The 19,877-nt window shown below is 56.6% G+C and carries 19 protein-coding genes; 12 read left to right on the top strand and 7 right to left on the bottom strand.

From position 1 onward, the window contains the following. Positions 1-90: 90 nt before the first annotated feature. Complete coding sequence (gene sodC / locus CXF87_RS16380; protein ID WP_101147370.1) at positions 91-627, bottom strand: superoxide dismutase family protein; 537 nt, start codon at positions 625-627, stop codon at positions 91-93. A 188-nt stretch (positions 628-815) separates the two neighbouring features. Between sodC and CXF87_RS16375 the strand changes: the two genes are divergently transcribed. The 8 genes from CXF87_RS16375 (at position 816) to CXF87_RS16340 (ending at position 9,803) form a co-directional block, all read left to right on the top strand. Beyond that, entirely contained in the window at positions 816-1,589 is a 774-nt protein-coding gene (locus CXF87_RS16375) for a pseudouridine synthase (RefSeq protein ID WP_101147369.1), read from the top strand. A 10-nt stretch (positions 1,590-1,599) separates the two neighbouring features. Then, complete coding sequence (gene tcdA / locus CXF87_RS16370; RefSeq protein WP_101147368.1) at positions 1,600-2,481, top strand: tRNA cyclic N6-threonylcarbamoyladenosine(37) synthase TcdA; 882 nt, start codon at positions 1,600-1,602, stop codon at positions 2,479-2,481. Then, positions 2,478-2,696 carry a DUF1653 domain-containing protein gene (locus CXF87_RS16365; protein WP_101147367.1) on the top strand — a complete coding sequence of 73 codons (219 nt, stop codon included), beginning with the start codon at positions 2,478-2,480 and terminating at the stop codon, positions 2,694-2,696. Before tcdA ends, CXF87_RS16365 begins: the two co-directional genes overlap by 4 nt. Before the next feature lie 166 nt (positions 2,697-2,862). After that, positions 2,863-3,771: an MBL fold metallo-hydrolase gene (locus tag CXF87_RS16360; protein ID WP_101147366.1), complete on the top strand. Its 909-nt coding sequence runs from the start codon at positions 2,863-2,865 to the stop codon at positions 3,769-3,771. A 29-nt stretch (positions 3,772-3,800) separates the two neighbouring features. Next, entirely contained in the window at positions 3,801-4,229 is a 429-nt protein-coding gene (locus CXF87_RS16355) for a TIGR01244 family sulfur transferase (RefSeq protein WP_101147365.1), read from the top strand. A 69-nt stretch (positions 4,230-4,298) separates the two neighbouring features. Continuing rightward, positions 4,299-6,041 carry a SulP family inorganic anion transporter gene (locus tag CXF87_RS16350; protein WP_101147364.1) on the top strand — a complete coding sequence of 581 codons (1,743 nt, stop codon included), beginning with the start codon at positions 4,299-4,301 and terminating at the stop codon, positions 6,039-6,041. Between the two features lie 81 nt (positions 6,042-6,122). Further along, positions 6,123-8,150: a RecQ family ATP-dependent DNA helicase gene (locus tag CXF87_RS16345; protein WP_101147363.1), complete on the top strand. Its 2,028-nt coding sequence runs from the start codon at positions 6,123-6,125 to the stop codon at positions 8,148-8,150. Positions 8,151-8,273: 123 nt separating this feature from the next. Then, a complete protein-coding gene (locus tag CXF87_RS16340; protein WP_101147362.1) occupies positions 8,274-9,803 on the top strand; it encodes a sensor domain-containing diguanylate cyclase in 1,530 nt (509 codons plus the stop codon). Between the two features lie 226 nt (positions 9,804-10,029). Here CXF87_RS16340 and CXF87_RS16335 read toward each other — a convergent pair whose 3' ends face one another. Genes CXF87_RS16335 through CXF87_RS16310 form a run of 6 tightly spaced genes read right to left on the bottom strand, consistent with a single transcriptional unit; the run spans position 10,030 to position 15,424 of the window. Next, on the bottom strand, positions 10,030-11,451 hold the full coding sequence (locus CXF87_RS16335) for an FAD-dependent oxidoreductase (RefSeq protein ID WP_101147361.1): 1,422 nt from the start codon (positions 11,449-11,451) through the stop codon (positions 10,030-10,032). Further along, positions 11,451-12,398 (bottom strand): polysaccharide deacetylase family protein, encoded by a 948-nt coding sequence (locus tag CXF87_RS16330; RefSeq protein ID WP_232774946.1) that lies wholly within the window; start codon positions 12,396-12,398, stop codon positions 11,451-11,453. The genes CXF87_RS16335 and CXF87_RS16330 overlap by 1 nt, the downstream gene beginning before the upstream one ends. Before the next feature lie 4 nt (positions 12,399-12,402). After that, on the bottom strand, positions 12,403-13,356 hold the full coding sequence (locus CXF87_RS16325) for a polysaccharide deacetylase family protein (RefSeq protein WP_101147360.1): 954 nt from the start codon (positions 13,354-13,356) through the stop codon (positions 12,403-12,405). Positions 13,357-13,371: 15 nt separating this feature from the next. Continuing rightward, positions 13,372-14,037, bottom strand: a complete 666-nt coding sequence (locus CXF87_RS16320) for an isochorismatase family protein (RefSeq protein ID WP_101147359.1) — start codon at positions 14,035-14,037, stop codon at positions 13,372-13,374. Positions 14,038-14,094: 57 nt separating this feature from the next. After that, a complete protein-coding gene (locus tag CXF87_RS16315; RefSeq protein ID WP_101147358.1) occupies positions 14,095-14,988 on the bottom strand; it encodes an isocitrate lyase/PEP mutase family protein in 894 nt (297 codons plus the stop codon). Between the two features lie 40 nt (positions 14,989-15,028). After that, on the bottom strand, positions 15,029-15,424 hold the full coding sequence (locus CXF87_RS16310; RefSeq protein ID WP_101147357.1) for a nuclear transport factor 2 family protein: 396 nt from the start codon (positions 15,422-15,424) through the stop codon (positions 15,029-15,031). Between the two features lie 214 nt (positions 15,425-15,638). Between CXF87_RS16310 and CXF87_RS16305 the strand changes: the two genes are divergently transcribed. The 4 genes from CXF87_RS16305 (at position 15,639) to dctP (ending at position 19,838) form a co-directional block, all read left to right on the top strand. Continuing rightward, a complete protein-coding gene (locus tag CXF87_RS16305) occupies positions 15,639-16,445 on the top strand; it encodes a GntR family transcriptional regulator (protein WP_101147356.1) in 807 nt (268 codons plus the stop codon). A 146-nt stretch (positions 16,446-16,591) separates the two neighbouring features. Further along, the gene (gene leuC, locus CXF87_RS16300; protein ID WP_101147355.1) at positions 16,592-18,031 is read left to right on the top strand and encodes a 3-isopropylmalate dehydratase large subunit; all 1,440 of its coding nucleotides are present in this window, start codon (positions 16,592-16,594) and stop codon (positions 18,029-18,031) included. Next, entirely contained in the window at positions 18,031-18,669 is a 639-nt protein-coding gene (leuD, locus tag CXF87_RS16295) for a 3-isopropylmalate dehydratase small subunit (RefSeq protein ID WP_101147354.1), read from the top strand. The genes leuC and leuD overlap by 1 nt, the downstream gene beginning before the upstream one ends. A gap of 170 nt (positions 18,670-18,839) precedes the next feature. Then, positions 18,840-19,838, top strand: coding sequence for a TRAP transporter substrate-binding protein DctP (dctP, locus tag CXF87_RS16290; RefSeq protein ID WP_101147353.1), 999 nt, complete (start codon positions 18,840-18,842; stop codon positions 19,836-19,838). The last annotated feature ends 39 nt before the right edge of the window (positions 19,839-19,877 follow it).

The raw sequence follows: 19,877 nt of genomic DNA, 5'->3' as shown, positions 1-19,877 counted from the left end.
TCAGCACAGCTAGACTTTAGTTGGTAATCAATCAATAAAAACGGGCAACCCATCGGCCGCCCGTTTTACTGCTCTACGTGAGTGCTGGTATTAAGATTCCACGACACCACAGGCCATACGAGTGCCGCCACCACCAAGATGAGGCTCATCCTCGTAGGTATCACCACCTTCATGAATCATGATACTGCGGCCAGGCATATCTTCCATGCTTAAGCGTGGAGCAAGAACAGGCAGATTCGCTTCACCATCTTCATTCACTGTTAACACCGGTAGATCACCCAAGTGGCCTTCACCATAAGGTCCCTGGTGGGTGCCGGTTTCCTCAGGATCATAGTGGCCACCTGCTGCCTGGGCGGCAGTCATCTCGCCATCGTCATTCTCGGCTGGGTCGCAGCTGGCGTTCTGGTGAACGTGAAAGCCGTAAACGCCGGGCTCAAGATCCGACAGCGAGGGTGTCAGCAATAAACCGTGATCCGTATGCTCAAGTGATACGGTGCCAATAGACTCTTCACTTCCTTCGGTGCTGACTTTATGCATCTCCACATCAAGGGTTTCATTGGCCTGGGCCGCCGATGTGGCGAGCAGTAATGAGGCAGCAATAGCAGTAAGTGGTGTTGAATAGCGCATAGAGTTTTCTCCTTCCGAATCCATGGAAACGCTGTAGCAGCGTTGCTTATTTAAGGTAGCTGCCAAGCGGTTTGTTCGCCAATTAAGCCGACGGATGACATCGGCTCGTCAAGCCGCGACAATAGCGGTCTGTTTGATAGATAGCTTGTTGTAGAAAGTCTTGTCACCAGCTGTTACCAGGGAGCGTTATGACGCCACTCAACATCCTCTATCAGGATGAGTATCTTGTTGCGGTGCATAAGCCGTCAGGCCTATTAGTGCACCGCTCGGCGTTAGCGCGTGGCGAAACCGAATTTCTGCTCCAGCGGCTTCGCGACCAGCTCGGTAAGCGGGTGTATCCCGTTCACCGGTTGGATCGACCGACGTCAGGTGTGATCGTTTTTGCGCTCTCTTCAACGGTGGCTGGCCTGCTCAGCGAAGCCTTTAGCGAGCGTCAGGTAGAAAAGCGCTACCTGGCGGTGGTGCGGGGTAAAGCACCGGAGAGCGAACGTTTGGATTACCCACTGCGGGAAGAGGATGGCTCGCGGCCTAAAGCTGAGATGCCTGCCATGCCTGCGATGACCGATATTCGCCGTCTGGATAGCGCTGAGTTGCCGGTACAGGTCGACCGTTACCCAGTGGCGCGTTACTCCCTGGTAGAGGCTCGGCCATTGACGGGTCGTCGCCACCAAATTCGTCGTCATCTTTCACGGCGGGGCTATCCCATTATCGGCGATGCCAAACACGGTAAAAGTGTTCACAACCGCTTTTTTGCCGAGCAGTTGGGCGCGCCGCGCTTACTGCTGGCCGCCACCTATTTAGCCTTTGACCATCCGCTGTTGGCCAAACGTGTACAATTGAGCTGCGCCTTGGACGAGACCATGATCGCGCTGTTTCATCACCTAGGCTGGGCAGGGCATTTGCCGCTGGATAGTGTACGAACGCCACCTCTTGCAACGCCTTCCGCTCTCCAAGCACTGTGAGTCTGTTTCTATGCCTTTGAACGAGCCATCAACCTCCCTTGCTACCGCCTCAGTTTCTAGCGCCTATTCTTCTAGCGACTATGACTTCCGCTTTGGCGGTATTCGGCGCCTCTACGGTCAGCGCGCTGCGGAGGTGTTTCGCCATGCCCATGTAGTGGTAGTCGGCGTTGGCGGCGTGGGTAGCTGGACGGTCGAGGCACTAGCCCGCTCGGGCATCGGCAAGCTTACGCTGATTGATCTGGACGACGTATGTGTCTCCAACGTCAACCGCCAGCTCCACGCGCTGGATGGCACCATTGGCCAGCCCAAAGTGGATGTACTGGCCGAGCGCTGCCGCCTGATTGCCCCAGAGATCGAGATCGTGGCGGACTCTGCCTTCGTCACGCCCTCCAACCTGGCCGAGCGCATTCCTGGGGATGCCGACCATGTGGTGGATGCCATCGACAGTGTGATCGCCAAAGCGGCGCTAATCGCCTGGTGCAAGCGGCGCAAAATGCCGATTACCGTGACCGGCGCGGCGGGTGGGCAAACCGACCCGACGCGCATCCAAGTGGCGGATTTGACCCGCACCGAGCATGACCCGCTGCTCTCCAAAGTGCGCTCGCGGCTGCGTCGCGATTATGGCTTCTCCCGCAACCCCAAGCGGCGCTTTTCGGTGGAGTGCGTCTACTCCGACGAGCAGCTGGTCTACCCCAGTGCCGACGGCGAAGTGTGCCTGCAAAAGCCCGGCAGCAATGAGGCCACACGGCTGGACTGCGCCTCTGGCTTTGGCGCGGCGACCTTTCTCACTGGCACTTTTGGCTTTGTTGCCGCCTCCAAAGTGCTGGAGCGCCTCGCCAAGAAAGCGAATCAGCCCGCCGCCACTCAGGCCATCCAAGAGGAAAGCGAATGACCACTCCCGTTCCCGGTATTTACCGCCACTACAAAGGCAGCCTTTACGAAGTAATGGGCACCGCCCAGCACAGCGAAAGCGAAGAACCGCTGGTAGTCTACCGCGCGCTATATGGCGACTACGGTCTTTGGGTGCGCCCGCTGGCGATGTTCATGGAGAGCGTGACGAAAGAAGGCAACACCCAGCCGCGCTTTGCGTTGGAGAAAAAGTTCTAGCCCGTATTGATTGCTCCATCGTCGCTCTTATTGTCGCCGCCCCCTGTTAGCAGGGAGGCGGCGTTTTTGTGGTTGTTATTGCTTATATTCCATAATCAGCTATCTTTATAACAATTGTTGGCGCTTTGGCGTCAGGCAACACTACTCAAGTAGCCGGGAGATAAGCATGCAGACCTTTGCCCTTTCTCAAAGCACAGGCACAGGCGCACCTGATGTGGCGGGCTTTTTTGATCCACGCACCTTTAGCATCCAATACATCGTCAGCGACCCTGCCACCAAGCAGTGCGCGATTATTGATCCGGTGCTGGATTTCGACGAAAAGTCTGGCGCAACGGCCACCTTTTGCGCTGATGCAATGTTGAAATATATCGAGGAAAAGGGGCTGACAGTGGCGTGGATTCTGGATACGCACCCCCACGCGGACCACTTTTCAGCAGCCCAGTACCTAAAAGAGAAAACCGGCGCACCGACGGCGATTGGCCAGTACGTCACCCAAGTGCAGGCCCTGTGGAAGGAGATTTATCACTGGCCGGAGATGCCCACCGATGGTCGCCAGTGGGACACGCTGTTTGTCGAGGGCGATACGTTTGCTATTGGTGAACTCAGCGCCCGCGTGCTGCACTCGCCTGGCCATACGCTGGCCTCCATCACCTACGTCATCGGTGATGCCGCCTTTGTGCATGACACCCTTTTTCAGCCTGATTTTGGGACGGCGCGAGCCGATTTTCCCGGTGGGGATGCCAAGTCCTTATGGAACTCCATCCAGCAGATTCTCGCACTACCGGGCAATACGCGGCTGTTCACCGGCCACGACTATATGCCCGACGACCGTGAACCGCAGTGGGAGAGCCGCGTCGATGAGCAGCGAGCCAACAACCCGCACTTGGTAGGCAAAAGCGAGGAGGAGTACATCGCTCTGCGCCACAAGCGGGATAGCGAGCTGCCCATGCCCAAGTTGATTTTGCACGCGCTGCAGGTGAATACCCGCGGTGGTCGCCTGCCGGAGCCAGAAGCCAACGGCAAGCGCTATCTGAAAATCCCCCTGGATGCGCTGGAAGGTGCGGCCTGGGATTGATGATATCCAAACCAATATGAGGTGTGGTCATGCAAACGAAGCCATTAGAGCCAGGCGTTGAGATCACCTCAGCGCTGACGGTGGATGAGTTGGAGGAGGTAAAAGCCCGTGGTTTTCACGCGGTGGTGTGTAACCGCATCGAAGGTGAGAGCGAGGACTTTCCCGACGAGGCGCGCTATCGCGAAAAAGCCGAGCAGCTTGGCCTTGCCTGGGTGCATATCCCCGTGAAGCCAGGCGAGTACAGCGAAGCTGACATTCGCGCCTTTGCTGAGGCGCTTCAAGAGCTGCCGCGCCCTCTATTGGCGTTTTGCCGCTCAGGTAAGCGGGCCACGCACCTGTGGGCCTACGCGAAGCGTCAGCACGAGCAGTGCGATTTGGCGGAGCTGTTTACGGCGGCCCATGCGGCAGGGGTTGACTTGGAAGATCAGCGCCAAGGTCTTGAACGGAGCGCCCAATAAAAATCGAAGATGAGTAAAACCCTAGTACGAAGGCCCTGTATCAGCAGATACCTATTATGAGACTGCATCATGATCATTGAGCGCTGGGTGCCGCTAATCGGCTGGTTGCGAACCTATCACCGGGGCTTGCTCACGCGGGATGTACTTGCCGCGGTGATCGTCACGCTGATGCTGGTGCCGCAAGCGCTGGCCTACGCCATGCTGGCAGGGTTACCGCCGGAAATGGGGCTCTATGCCAGCATGCTGCCGCTGGTGCTGTATGCCATCTTTGGCACCAGCGCGAGTTTAGCGGTAGGACCGGTGGCGGTGGCAGCACTGATGACGGCCTCGGCGCTGAGCAGCTTTGCCGCGCCGGGCAGCCCGGAATATATCGGTGCGGCGCTGGTGCTGGCCGCGCTCTCTGGGCTGATTCTTATCGCGATGGGCGTGCTTCGGCTGGGCTTTTTAGTCAACTTCCTCAGCCATCCGGTGATTTCCGGGTTTGTTACCGCTTCGGGAATTTTGATCGGGATTAGCCAGTTGAAGCACATTTTGGGTGTCGAAGCATCCGGCCATAACGTGGTGGAACTGCTGAGAGCGCTATTGGGACAGTGGCAGCAGGTGAATGTCATAACGCTGCTGATTGGCCTTGGCGTTTGGGTGTATCTATGGGTGTGTCGCAAGCGCTTGAATGGTTGGCTGACCAAGCTGGGAATGCCTGCCAGCTGGGCAGGGTTAATGGTGAAAGCCGCGCCTATTTCGGCCGTGGTAGTGACCACCCTGTTGGCCTGGGGCCTCCAACTGGAGCAGCGCGGGGTCGATGTGGTGGGCTTTGTGCCCAGTGGCCTGCCTGCCATTACGCTACCGAGTCTGGATCAATCGCTGTGGCTCGATCTGCTCCCGGCGGCGCTGCTGATCAGCTTGGTAGGGTTTGTAGAGTCGGTGTCCGTGGCGCAGACCCTGGCCGCCAAGCGCCGTCAGCGTATTGACCCTAACCAAGAGCTGATTGCGCTCGGCATGGCGAATCTTGGCGCTGGCATTAGCGGCGGCTCGCCGGTATCGGGCGGTTTCTCGCGTTCGGTGGTCAATTTTGAAGCCGGGGCGGCGACGCCGCTGGCGGGAGCTTTTACCGCGCTTGGGATTGTGTTGGCGACGCTGCTACTCACTGACTTACTGGTCTTTTTACCCACCGCCACGCTGGCCGCCACGATTATCGTGGCAGTGGGGACGTTGATTGATTTGCCTGCGGTAAAGCGAACCTGGCAATACTCCCGAAGCGATGGCATTGCGATGGTCGCTACTTTGCTGCTGACGCTTCTTCATAGCGTGGAAGTGGGCATTATCTGCGGGGTGGTGCTCTCGCTGGGGCTACACCTTTACCGCACCAGCCAGCCCCATAGTGCGGTGGTAGGGCGGGTGCCGGGCACCGAGCATTTCCGGAATGTGAAGCGCCATCAGGTAGAAACCGACGAGCATGTCGCCATGCTGCGCATTGATGAAAGCCTCTATTTTGCCAACGCTCGCTATCTCGAAGATACCGTCATGGCGCTGGCCGCCCGCTCGCCGTCGATCAAGCACATTGTGCTCATCTGTCAGGCAGTGAATGTCATCGATGCTTCGGCCCTGGAGAGCCTGGAGGCGATCAACGGTCGGCTGAAAGATGCCGGTGCCATGCTCCACTTGGCCGAGGTGAAAGGGCCGGTGATGGACCGACTAAAGCACACGGCGTTTTATCACGAGCTCACCGGCCAAGTGTTCTTTACCACCTACGACGCCTGGCAGGCGTTGGCGCATCCGGCCAGTGAGAGTCAGCTACCGGCCACGTTGCCCTAGCGTGCTGTTGATGATTGGAGAAAACAGCGTGAACGCGTTAGGTTAGCCGCTGATGCCTTGACGACTCTCCAGGAAATGGCCATGACCTCAGCTTCGCCGCAGCAGACGCTAAAAGCAGTATTCGGTTTTGACGACTTTCGCGGCGGCCAGCAGGCAGTGGTATCGCACGTCTTGAAGGGCCACTCCACGGCGGCAATTTTTGCCACCGGGGCGGGGAAATCACTCTGCTATCAGCTACCCGCGCTGCATCTGCCGCACCTGACACTGGTGGTGTCGCCGTTGCTTGCCCTCATGCAGGATCAGCTCGCCTTTTTGCAAGCCCGCGGCATTGCCGCCGCAAGTATCGACTCCACCCAAGAGCGCGACGCCACCCGCGAAGTCATGGAGCGGGCTAAACGCGGCGAGCTGAACATCCTCATGGTCTCGGTAGAGCGGTTGAAAAACGAGCGCTTCCGGAATTTTCTCCGTCAGGTACCGATATCACTATTGGTCGTCGATGAAGCCCACTGCCTCTCCGAGTGGGGGCATAACTTCCGACCTGATTATCTCAAACTGCCGGATTACCAGCGTGAGTTTGCCATTCCCCAGGTATTGCTGCTCACTGCCACCGCCACTCCAGCGGTGATTGCCGATATGCGCGAAAAGTTTGCCATCGCCCCAGAACATATCGTAACTACCGGCTTTTATCGCCCAAACCTTGAGCTGCTGGTCGCGCCGGCCATGGAAGATCGCCAGCAGCAGCTTGTTGAGTGGTTAGGGCCGCAGATGCAGCCGGGCAGCGAAGCGCCGACGATCATCTATGTGACACTCCAACAAACGGCAGAACAGGTCGCCAGCGCCCTGAAGGCTCAGGGCATCGCCGCTCAGGCGTACCACGCGGGGCTGGACTCCCAGCGGCGGGACGAGATTCAACGTCAGTTCATGAGCAGTGAGTCGCCCTGCATCGTGGCCACCATTGCCTTTGGCATGGGCATTGATAAGGGCAATATTCGCAACGTGGTGCATTATGACCTGCCTAAATCCATCGAGAACTACAGCCAGGAGATTGGCCGGGCAGGTCGCGATGGCCTGCCTTCCACCTGCCTGACCATGGCCGGGCGTGACGGTCTGCGGGTGCTGGAGAACTTCGTCTACGGTGACACGCCGGAATACAGCGGCATTGTTCGATTGCTTGAGGAGATCGCATCCGCCGCCAACACGCCAGACCGCCAGTGGGAAGTGCTGCTCAACACGCTTTCCCGCGATACCAATATCCGTCTCCTGCCGCTTAAGACGCTGCTGGTGCGGCTGGAAATGCATGGGGTGATTGCACCGCGTTTTGCGTTTCTGGCCGAGTATCGGCTGCGTTATCACATCGAGCCGGAGGCGTTGGTGAGCCGTTTCGAAGGCGAGCGGGCGGCCTTTGTGCGTCTACTGGTTGACCATATCCCCATTGCTCGCACCTGGGGCACGGTAGATTTCGAGCGCTTGCTTCGCGTGGGACAGGCGCAGCAGGTCGATGCCTCCCGCAGCCGGGTGATCACCGCGCTTGAGTACTTTCAGGATAAGGGCTGGCTGACCCTGGAAGGCAAGCGGATGACTGATGTGTATGAGATATGCCAGTCGACTGTGCCGATAGAAGCGCTGGCTCGCCAGCTATACGACGACTGCCTGAGTCGTGAACGCATCGAGATAGAGCGGCTACAGGCGATGTTGGCGCTCTTTGAGTCGGAGAGCTGCCTGACGCGGCGATTAGCGGAGCACTTCGGTGATCGCACGTTTGACACGCCATCCGACACCGAGCAGGGCCGCTGCGGGCATTGCTCGGTATGTTATGGTCAACCCGTAACGCTACCGGACGCGCCGCCGCAGCCTGTACCGAGCAATGCGGAGTTTCAGTACTATGCCGCTCCGTTCATTCAGCGGCACACTGAACAGTTCGGCCAGCCTCCCAGCGCGCATCGGTTGGCGCATTTTCTATGTGGTTTAACCATGCCCGTGTTTACCCCGCTTAAAGCCCGTCGCCTTGAGGGCTTCGCCGTGTTCGAGCAGCGCGCCTATCCACAAGTGCGTGAGTGGGTGGCGAGTAGGCAAAAATCAATGGCTAACAAACCTGAATTCAAGCATTAAGTTCAGCAAAACAGGATTTTAGACTAAGCTTTGGAGTTGTCGTACCTTCCTAGCCAGGGAAGAACTATAAGTTAGGCGCCTGGGTGCTAACACTCGGAGCCATACTTCGCCAAGGGAACCGAAATGCTAGCTATTCAACCAACCGACAACAGCCAAAAGCTCAGCTTAACCTCTGCCTTGCCCGACTTTATACGCGAAGGGCTTAATAACTGCTTCACTCTACCGACACTACCGTCAGCCGCGATTAAAGTGCTCGACGTTGCTCGCTCGCCAAATGCGAGTGTGAAGGCCTATGCGGAGGCCATTCAAACGGACCCCATACTAACCATACGTTTATTGGCGCTGGCCAACAGCGCTTATTACGCTCGTAGCGCACCGACCATCCATACTTGCCAAGAGGCGGTGGCGCGTGTTGGCTTAGACACTACCCTAGCCACCACGCTAAGTTTTAACTTATTCAAACATAAAGACCAAGCTGCTTATTTGCAGCAGGTATGGAGTCGCTCTTTAATTGCTGCTATTGCGGCGCGTTACATGGCAGAGCAATTGTGTCCTGGGGAAGCAGGGTTTGTGTTTACGGCAGCGCTTCTGCAGGACATAGGAGTATTGGCTCTAAAATCACTTTATCCTGATGATGTTGAAGCCATCTATGAGCCGCTACCAACGCACCACTCCGATCTTAGCCATTCAGAGCAACTGCTGTTTGGCTGCGATCACGCTACCGTAGGTGCTTGGTTAGCAGCAAAATGGGGCGTTCCCACAAATCTTGCTGAAGCGATTGGTACCAGTCATGCGGATTATGCTTCCGCTCCAATAGACTTATTCTGTGTGCGCCTTTCAGGGCATATCGCCGATGCCTGGCTTGCCCCTTCTCCTGCCCATTCGTTGGTCAGTGTAATGCGCAAGCTTAAAAGCCACACAAAAGCCCAGCAAATCGAACTTGCTGCACTGCTCGCCACTATTGAAAAGCAGCTTCCCTCATTAGCAGATGTCCTAGAAATTACGGCCCCAAAAAACCAGGATAGCGAAGCACTATTAGCGGAAGCACAGGATCTCTTATTCCAACAAACATTGGCTTTGAATGCGCGCTTAGAACAGCAACAGTCAGAGCTAGCAAACCTACTTAAGCGTCAAAGCGAGTTAGAAGTCCGCAGCCGCATAGACCCGCTCACAGGGCTGGCTAATCGTGGATGGTTGGAAGAACAACTAAGCGAACATTTTGCCCAATGCCGGGAGGAGGGGCGCACTCTTTCGGTGGCGTTTATTGATTTGGACCATTTTAAAACGATCAATGACCGATATGGGCACTTGGTGGGGGACGTAATACTCGAAAACTTTGGAAAGCTCATCAGAAGGCTTATAAGTGATAGCGACCTAGCCGGACGTTTCGGTGGGGAAGAGTTCATGATCATAATGCCTGATGAAGACGCCGATTCCGCCCAGCTATTAGCGAAAAAAGTAGCACATCAACTGGCTGAACAGCCTATAGCCTATGTGGAAAGTCAGTCCATCCATGTCACCGTTTCTACCGGTATTGCTTGCCTCAGCGATGGTGGTTTTGCCAATAGTCGAGAGCTTATGAATGCAGCCGACCAAACCATGTATTTTGTTAAACACAGTGGTCGCTGTGGCATTGCGATATATGGCCACTAACTAAAAGCGAATATTAACGTTATTGGAAGTATAAGGGCATAGTGAGCTTCATCATTTACCACTTTAGAGAGAGGCCGCGGCCTCTCTCTTTTCATATAATGGAGTCTAAGAGTGGTGAGTTGAAATTCCTCGTCCGCAGTCTGACCAGCATCGCAGTCTTTAAGCAGCGCAGTGCCCACCGCAGGAACGTGAGTGGACAATGCGCTGTGTGCCCAGCGGAAAGGGCTTAAGGAAGTGCGGCAGAACTGAGCTTCAAGTGTAGCAACTCAGCGGCGCTCTTACCTGCCACTGCGCCCAGCACCACAGCACTCAGCAGCCCGTTGCCGGAAAGATAGCCACTGTCGTTGGAACCCGACACCCCACGCGCCGCGCCCCCTGCAGCAAACAGGTTGGGCAGCGCCTGCCCTTGTGCATTGAGCACGCGGGCCTTGCGATTCACTTCTAACCCCCCCTGAGTGTGAAACAACGCACCGGTTACGCGAATAGCGTAATAGGGCGGTTTGAGTAGGTTGGCGGGTTCAAAACGGCGGCCAAAGGTATCCGTCGTTTGCTGCTCGGCATGCTGCTGCATTTCCGCGAAGGTGTCCTGCAGTGTGGTTAGTGGCAGACCCAAGCCAGTTGCCATCTCTTCAATACTGGCAAAGCTGCGCACTGCGCCGCTCTCCTGGGCATTGCGGTAATCCTCAAAGGCCTGTGCGGATTCATGAATGCGGGCGTCATAAAGGTTCCAGGCCACCTGATCAGGTTGCGCCAGCACCTTGGCCGCCTGTTCGGAGTAGCCGCCGTGCTCGTTGGAGAAGCGCTCGCCGTTTAGGTTGACCTGAATGCCGCCCTGCATCATCAGTGCCCAGCTAATCAAAATCTGGTGGGGCGTAGCGAGTGACCCATGCCCCTGGCAGGCACCTAAGTCTTTGGTGCTCGCGCCCATGGCCTGACCCCACAGCAAGGCGTCGCCCTGGTTGCCTTCATGGCCGTAATACAAGGCATTTTTTAGCGTCGGCAGATAGCGCTCCACCAGTTCCACGTTACCTCCATAGCCGTTGCAAGCCAGGATCAGCGCATCGCAACCAATGGTTTCGCGGCTACCATCTGGGCGTTCGAGCGTAATGCCCCGCACTCGCTGTGTGGCATCAACGTACAAATCAACTACCCGTGCCTGGGTCAAAATATCGATGCCCACCGACTCGGCAGCGTTAAGCAGCGCACCCATCAGCTCTTCCCCGGTGCGCCTCGGCGTGGCGTGCATGCGCAGGTGGCGGTGGCCGGGGTAGAGAAAGCCTTCTACTAGTTCAAAGGGTACGCCATGCTGATCCGCCAGCCATTCGATGGTTGGGCCGGATTGGCTGGCCAGCAGTTCGACGATGGCTGGGTCGGCCTCAAAGCCATTTTTTTTCTGAATATCTTCCGCCATGGCCTCAGCAGAGTCCGTGACGCCCAGCTCATGCTGAAAGCGCGTATTGGCGGCGGGAATAAACCCCGACGACATCGCCGTGCTGCCACGGGGCAGGGAGTCGCGCTCTAGAACAGCAAGCTCAACGCCCGCTTTCTGGGCGGCGAGGGCCGCTACCAGGCCGCAGGCCCCCGCACCGATAATCAGCAGCGGCAGGTGGGCATCAAAGCCTTCGTGTGTGTAGGGAATGATCGCCATTACGCCTGCTCCGCAGCTTGGTGGAAGACATCCAGAATCTCACCCGCTGGGGCTTGCCAGACGTCTGGGTGCCCGCTGATATGCGCCAGCACTTCTTCCAGGCAAGCAATTCGGTGGGGCTGACCCACCAGCCAGGGGTGCAGGTTCAGCGCAAACAGTCGCCCGCCCTGCTCGCGGGACTCTTCCAGCAGGAAATCGAAGGCGTCTTTTACCTGTGTCACCCAAGAGTCTTCCGAGTGCAGGTTCTGGCTCATCACAAACTGATCTTCAATCTCGGTGGCCAGCGGCATCATGGTCAATCTGCCGGTGTTGGTTTCACAAGCATAAGGCATATCGTCGTTCACCCAGTCGGCGCAGTACTCGATGCCGTTTTCCGCCAGCAGGTCCAGGGTGTTGAAACTCTGGTGCTTGGCGGGGCTTAGCCAGCCGCGAACGGGTTGGCCGGTCACCCGCCGCAGCGTGTCCACGGAGCGTTTGACCAGCTCGGCTTCCTCTTCAATCGGTTGGCCGCCGTAGTGCAAGTGATCCATGTTCCAGCCGTGGGCGATAAATTCACCGCCGTGCTCTTTCAAGCGCTGCACCAGATAGGGCGTCTGCTCAGCCAGTTGCGCGTTGATCGCAAAGGTAGGCGTGATGTTGTGCGCGGCCAGCGCTTTCAAAACACGGTAGATACCCACCCGATTGCCGTAATCGCGCAGCGAGAAGTGGCGCAGATCTGGGTAGGGCATGGTCATGCCGTTGGGCACCTTGAACGGCTCGCCGCGCTGGTTGAGCGGGTAGAACTGCAGCGAAATATTGATCCACACCGCCAATGTCTTGCCGCCGGGCCAGGTAACGGGCGCGCGTTCACTTAGCATCGACCATGCATAGCGGTCGTGGTCGTAGCCGTGGCGGCGCAAGGGGTAGTCGAGATAGTCGTCGTTGAGCGCCATGTCTTTGGATGCCATAGGATTAGCCCTCCCTGCGTACGGTGGCGGCCTGGGCCTGGATGCTGTCGAGGGCGGCATCGTAATAGTGTTCGAGATAGTAGTCGGCGATTTCGCGCCCGGTGGCAACCCATACATCCGGGTGCCCGGTGATGTACTCCAGTGCCTCTTCAAACGCCTTGATGCGGTGGGGGCAGCTCACCTGATAGTTGTGAGTGGGAATGCACATCACGGTGCCGGACTCCGCGCCCTCTAAGTACAGACGGTCAAAGTGGCGCTTGAGCATGGTGGCGTACTGGCGCGGCTCAACTTTATTCACTGCATAGACGATGGTGTCATTCATCTCCAGCGAGTAGGGCATGGAGATAAACCGCTTGCCGGAGCGAACGCTGACCGGTGTGGGCTGATCGTCATGGAACAGGTCGCAGGTATAAAGCCCGCCCCGCTCGCCGAAAAGCTCTTCGCCCACTTCGGCAAACAGGTCCAGAGTGCGCTCGGAATGCGAAAGCGCAGGCGCCAGATACCCCGCGCAGGCTTGGCCGGTATGGCGATGAATGGTTTCCATGCTGTCGCGAATCATCGCCCGCTCTTGGGCTTCGCTTAGCCCATAGGTGTAGCGGGTGTTGTAGATGCCGTGGCTAAAAAACTCCCAATCGCGCTCTTTGCACATCTGGATAATTTCAGGGTGGTGCTCGCAGAGCGCCACGGAAAGCGATACCGAACCGCGAATGCCGTACTTATCCAACAGGGCCATTTGGCGCTGGTGGCCCACGCGGTTGCCGTAATCGCGAATGCTGTAGCCGGGTACCGACGGGTGTGGGTGCGGCCACGGCTTGCGGCTTGGGTTCTGCGGCGGGTCGAGTTCGTAATACTCGATATTGGGGGCAACCCAGAAGGCCACCTTTGCTCCGCCGGGCCAAGTAATTTTGGGGCGTTGGTCGTAGGCCCAGTAGTCGTAAACGCCTAATGACTCTTTCATCGCTAGCTCCTCGCCTTATGCATCGCCCTCAAGCCACGCCAGCACCTCAGCAACGGGCATGACATCGGCGTATTTAAGGTGCAGGTCGGTCAGGTTGGCGTAGTGGTAGCTTTCGTGTTTATCGGAGACGCACTCCATCGGCACGATGGTGCGGTAGCCACGGGACAAGCTCTCCACGGCGGTCGCGCGAATACAGCCCGAGGTGGAGCCGCCGGTGATGATCACCGTGTCAACTTGATGCCATACCAACAGTGACTGCAGCGGCGTTTCAAAAAATGCCGAAGGCATGCGCTTGGTGTAGATCACGTCGCGGCTGAGGTCGATCTCGCAGCGATCGTCGAACTCGGCGCGTTCGGAGCCGTACTTAATGTTTTGCAGTGAGTCGGGGGTATCGGTGCGGGTGCCCCATACACCTGCATCTTCAGCGGAGTCCAGAAAGGCGACATGGGTCCAGACCACCGGCCAGCCCTTCGCCCGGAAGCCGCGCGCCAGCTGGTTGGTGTACTCCAGCTGTTTGGGGTCGGTTTCGTAGGCAGTCTTGAAGAGATCGGTACGGGTGTAGGCCTTTTGCGGGTCTACATTCACCAGCACGGCTTTCTTGCCAAAGCCAAAGGGCACCCGCTGAGGGTTGGCCATCACGTCGTTAAAGATCTCTTTTGCCGTTTTATCAGTGGTCTGCATGGTCGTCTCCTGAAGTTATTAATTTATAAATCATTGGCACGCGTTGGGAAGCGAGCGTTAGCGATTGTCGTACTGCTCGCCAAGTTCCAGCATCGCCTGGGTGCCTAGGTAGTCGTTAAGCTGTTTGAAGTCGAGCATCTGGTCGCGGAAGGCATCGGTAGTACCGTCCTGTTTCAGCGTGGCAAAGAAACGGCTGGCCATATGGGTAATCGCCCGCACCAGTGCGCCGGGGAAAATCACCAGCGAGAAGCCAAGGTCTTCCAGCGCCTGGGCGTTCTGCAGCGGCGTGTCGCCGCCCTCGACCATATTGGCCATGATCGGCACTTTGCCTTTGAACTGGGTCATGATCTTGCTGATATCTTCATCGCTACGAATACCTTCGATAAACAGCATATCCACGCCCGCTTCATAGTAGGCCTGGGCACGCTCGATGGCGCTGTCGGTGCCTTCCACGCCCAGCGCATCGGTACGGCCAATAATCAGCGTGCTATCGCTTTCCCGTGCGTCCAGTGCTGCATGCAATTTACCCACCATTTCGCTCTTGGAGACCAGTGTTTTGCCACGCAGGTGGCCACAGCGTTTGGGGTAGGTCTGGTCTTCCAACTGAATGGCGTTGGCGCCCGCGCGTTCAAGCAAACGCACGCTGCGCATCACGTTCATGGCATTGCCAAAGCCAGTGTCGCAATCCACCGCCACGGAAAGGTTGGTACGTTCGCGGATATGCGACATCGCGGTGCAAATTTCGGTAATGCTGAGCAGGCCAATATCTGGCCGCCCGAGTTGGGTGTAGGCCAAGCTGGCGCCAGAAAGATAGACGGTATCAAACCCTGCCTGTTCGGCCAGTGATGCGCCCAGTGCATCAAACACGCCGGGAGCGACCACAATGGAGCTGTCTTGCAACTGTTGTTTAAGCTGGGCGGGCTGGTGTTTCGCGTGATGTTGGCGTGTCATAACTATCTCGTCATTGGGTAAGCGAAAGGTACGTTTAGTGTTAGCAGTGGCTGTTTGTTCTAGCGGCTAGCGCCAAGTCATTCCAAACGTCCTGGCGGGTAATCAGGCCATCGGTTAATTCAAAGCGGTCAATAAAGCGCACGCCGGTTGACGTGCTGCCATCCAGCCACTCCACGGTTAGCTCGCCATGGCAGACCACCACGCAGTGGTTTGGATATAAGCATTGATCTACTGCGTGAAATGTTTTGCTCACACGGCGATAGCGGGTTTTTGCCCACTCCACGACCTCGTTTAGTCTCTGCATGGGCGGCGCGCCAGGGAATTGCATCACCACGTGAGTCGCAAGGTAGCGCTTGGCACTGGCTAGGTCGCGCGCTTCCATGGCGGTTAAGAAGGCGAGCACCTGCTCTGTGCTGTGGTTATCTGGATATGACATCGTCAATTCTCTTTATGCCAGCGGTGCCTTTTAGATCGTGTGGTAAGCGATACCCAAAGACGCTGGTTCTGTAATAATGGCTTTCAAGCGTGAGTAATTGTGTTATTGATTGGCTGTCGATATGTATTATATGTAATACATTTTTATGTCTATTATTGTCCCTGCGTCAAGCCTGTTATGAATTTTTTGAACCACATCCTGAGGAGAGGCATGGATGAGTGAGGCAAAAACCTCTGCGGTGGGTGGCACCAAATCACACCGTATTTATCTGCTACTGAAAGATGCCATTTTGAGTGGGCGGCTGCCTGCGGGCAGTAAATTAGCAGGCGAAAATAAGCTGGCGGAGCAGCATGGCGTTTCGCGAGTCACCGTTCGGCGTGCCATGGAGGCGTTGCAAGCAGCAGGAATGGTAGAGCGCAAGGCGGGAGTGGGCACAGTAGTGCTGGAGCAGCCGCTGGACGCTACGGTGATGACCGCCAGCGTGTCTAACCTGATGCCCAACATGGTCAAAATGAGCCAAGCGTCCCAAGTGCGGCTGCTGGAGTTTGCCTATGTGCTGCCACCGGAAATGATCCGTGAGCGGCTGGGCATGGGGCCGAGTGGCAAGGTGCAGCGTTCGGTGCGTGTGCGCATGGTCGACGATAAGCCATTTTCCCATCTGGTGACCCACGTCCCGGAGTCTATCGCTCTGCACTACAACGAGATGGATTTAGCCAATACGCCGCTGTTTGTGCTGCTTGAGCGTAGCGGTGTGAAGGTCGATCACGCTTCCCAATCGATCTCCGCTACGTTGGCTAGCCACGAGGTCGCAGAAGCGCTGGATGTACCGGTAGGTTCGCCGCTGATCTCGCTGACCCGTGTGGTATTTGATGAGCAGGGTCGAGGCGTTGAACATCTCGATGCGCTCTATCGTCCGGATCGGTATCGCTTCCAAATTGATCTGGAGCGAAACGGCGATGAACACTCACGCTACTGGGAGCCCAAGGTAGGTGGAATGCCCACCAACGGGAAGGATGAGTAGTGTGATTGGTTGATTTTTTAATGTATTAAATTTAATACAGATTTAAAATTTCAAAAAATACATTTGACCTGTGTTGTGAAATTGCGCTAGTTGTATTGGGGTGAGAACGATAAGACCAACGAAGGCCGAGGCAACAAGCGAAGACAATGAGTACCCCAACCACGCTGTTTGACAAAGTTTGGCAAGCCCATGAGGTTCACTGCAGTGACAGCGGTCAAAGCCTTTTGTGGATTGACCGCCACTTCGTCCATGAAGGCTCTTTCCATGCGTTCAATAAGCTTTCTGAGCGTGCGTTGCCCGTTGCCCGGTCCGATTTAACCTTTGGCATTGCTGACCACTACGTACCGACGCTAGCCCGCGATTTGGCAGGCGTTGCCGATCCCAAAGTGCGTTCAATGATCGAGCAGCTTTCGCAAAATACCCAGCAGCATGGGGTGACGCTGTTTGGTTTGGATGACCCGCGCCAGGGCATCGTGCATGTGCTAGGTCCCGAGCAGGGGCTCACTCAGCCCGGGATGGTGATGGTGTGTGGCGATAGCCATACCGCTACCCATGGTGCTTTTGGCAGTATTGCCTTTGGCATTGGTGCATCAGAAGTTGCCCATGTGCTGGCTACCCAAACGTTGTGGCAAAGTAAACCCAAGTTGATGCGCATCACGGTGGAAGGCCAGCTGGCCGAAGGCATTACTGCTAAAGATATCGCGCTCACCTGGATTGCCCGTTTGGGTGCGGATGGTGCACGGGGTTACGCCATCGAATACGCCGGTGAGGCGATTCGCTCGCTCTCCATGGAAGCGCGCTTGACGCTGTGCAACCTCTCCATTGAGGGTGGTGGCCGCTGCGGCATGATTGCCCCAGACCAGACTACCTTCGACTATTTGCGCGAGCGCCCCTGGAGTCCGAAAGGGAAAGCTTTCGACCAAGCCTGCGCTCACTGGTCCACGCTCTACAGCGACCCAGGCGCCAGCTTTGATCTTGAGGTGACGTTGCGTGCCGATGAGATTGCGCCGATCGTGACCTGGGGCGTGTCGCCCGAAGAAGCGCTGCCGATTGACTGCGCGGTGCCCGACCCTGATCAATTGAGCGATCCGGCGAAAGCGCGCCAGGCTCGGGATAGCTTGTCCTATATGGGCCTAACGGCGGGGCAAAAGCTCACCGATATCACCATTGACCGGGTATTTATTGGCTCTTGCACCAACGCGCGTATCGAAGACTTGCGCGCTGCTGCGGCGGTGCTGGTGGGTCACAAAAGCCGCGTGCCCGGTATGGTGTCGCCCGGCTCAACACTGGTCAAAACCCAAGCCGAAGCTGAAGGGTTAGACCGTATCTTTATTGATGCAGGACTTGAATGGCGCCACTCCGGCTGCTCGATGTGCGTAGGCATGAACGGTGATTTGGTGGCGAGTGGCGAGCGCTGTGCTTCCACTACCAACCGCAACTTTAAAGGCCGCCAAGGGCCAGGGGCGCGTACTCATCTGATGTCACCTGCCATGGTGGCCGCTGCGGCGGTCAGTGGACGGCTGGCCGATGTGCGGACGCTAACGGCGGGCAGTGACTCATCCGTTCAGGCTTCAGGAGCGCACTAATGCAACCGATTACCGTACTCGACGCCCTTGGCGTTGCCCTTGCTGCGGCTAATGTAGATACCGATCAACTGATTCCTGCGCGCTTTATGAAAGAACCGCGCAGCGTCGGTTATGGCCAGTTTTTGCTTTACGACGTCCGCCACGATGAGCAGGGCATACCTAACCCCGAGTTTATTCTTCATCGCCCCAATGCTAGCGGTGCTGAAGTGATGGTTAGTCGGCGCAATTTTGGCGCAGGGTCATCTCGTGAAGCGGCGGTTTATGCGCTGGTCGACTACGGCTTTCGCTGTGTGGTGGCACCGAGCTTTGGCGATATTTTTGCGTCGAACGCCGTCAATAACGGCTTGCTGCCTGCGGTGGTGGAAGAGGACGACGCCGAGCGTTTGCTGGCAGCCCTAGGCGATGCACCCGCTTCGATACACGTTGACTTAGAGAAGCAGGTCGTCCGTGTGGCAGAAGTAGAGGTCAGTTTTTCGATTAGCCCTGTTTGGCGCACTAAATTGCTAAATGGCTGGGATGACATTGATATGACCCGCCAGCATGCTGACACCATTACCGATTTTGCTGCTCGGTATTCAGCACAGTTTCCTTGGACGTCGGCGCAGCCGCCAGAAAACGCCATCATCAGTAAAGGGTAGTGGCAGCAATGGCTACCCCCAGAATGAGTTTCAATAAAAACAGCACGCACGCTTGCAGCAGACGTTTATAAAAAAGGTTAATCAACAACAGCTTTATAAAACGACTTATAAGAATGCAACAGAAACAATAAACGCTATAACGCAGACTACCTCGTGCAGGAGACTAACGAATGAAAAAAGTAACGCTTACCCTGGGCATGCTCACCGCCCTAGCTTCCGCTCAAGCGCTGGCCGTTGATGAAATCACCGCCGTGCATGCCTTTCCCCCTTCGCTCATCTATACCCAGAGCTTTCTGGAGTTTGTCGATAAAGTAAACGAGCGCGGTGAAGGCGTGGTGCAGATTAACGTGCGTGGCGGTCCTGAAGTAATCGGTCTTTCCGAGCAGCCTGATGCAGTGCGCAACGGCGTGGTGGATATGGCCTACACCGCGGCAAGCTTTTATGCCGGTACCGTGCCAGAGCGCGATGCCATGGTGGCCTCTAATACCAATGCGATCTACGCGCGTGAAAATGGCGGCATCGACCTGCTCAATGAAATTCACCAAGAGAAGATGGGCACCTATTATTTGGGCTGGTTCGACAGTGGGGTCAGCTACAATTTCTACACCATTGATGAGCCCACCGTCGATGGCGAAGGTAATCTAAACGTTTCGGGCCTTCGCCTACGCAGTAACCCGGTGTATGACGCCTTCTTCCAGGACTACCTGGGCGCACAGCCAATCAGCCTACCGACCACCGATGTTTACGCGGCCCTGGAGCGGGGTGTGGTGAACGCGACCGGCTGGACGCAGATTGGCCTGAAAGACCTCAATTGGGATCGTTTTCTTAACTACCGGGTTGACCCTGCCTTCTTCTCCACCGATATGGGCGTGATCGTCAACCTGGACAAGTGGAACCAGCTCAGCGAAGAGTCCCAGCAAATTCTTCAGGAAGTCGCTATTGAGCATGAGCGCGACAGCGCCGAACAACTGGCTGAATTAGCCAAGGAGCAACAGGCTCAGCTTGAGGCCGATGGTATGCAGGTCATCACCCTGGAAGGTGAAGCTGCACAGCGTTTCTCAGATGCGGCCCGTGATGCCACCTGGGAGCGTATGCGCCGCCAGATGGAGCGTCATCCCATGGGGCTTGAGCACTACGATACGTTGATCGAAAAATTTAACGACCTATAAAGACAAGCGGGGCGCTGCACTAGTGAGCGCCCCTTTTTG

Source organism: Halomonas sp. MES3-P3E (genome assembly GCF_002836035.1).
In the GTDB taxonomy this organism is placed as follows: Bacteria; Pseudomonadota; Gammaproteobacteria; order Pseudomonadales; family Halomonadaceae; genus Vreelandella; species Vreelandella arctica.
This window is presented reverse-complemented; position numbering and strand designations above follow the sequence as displayed.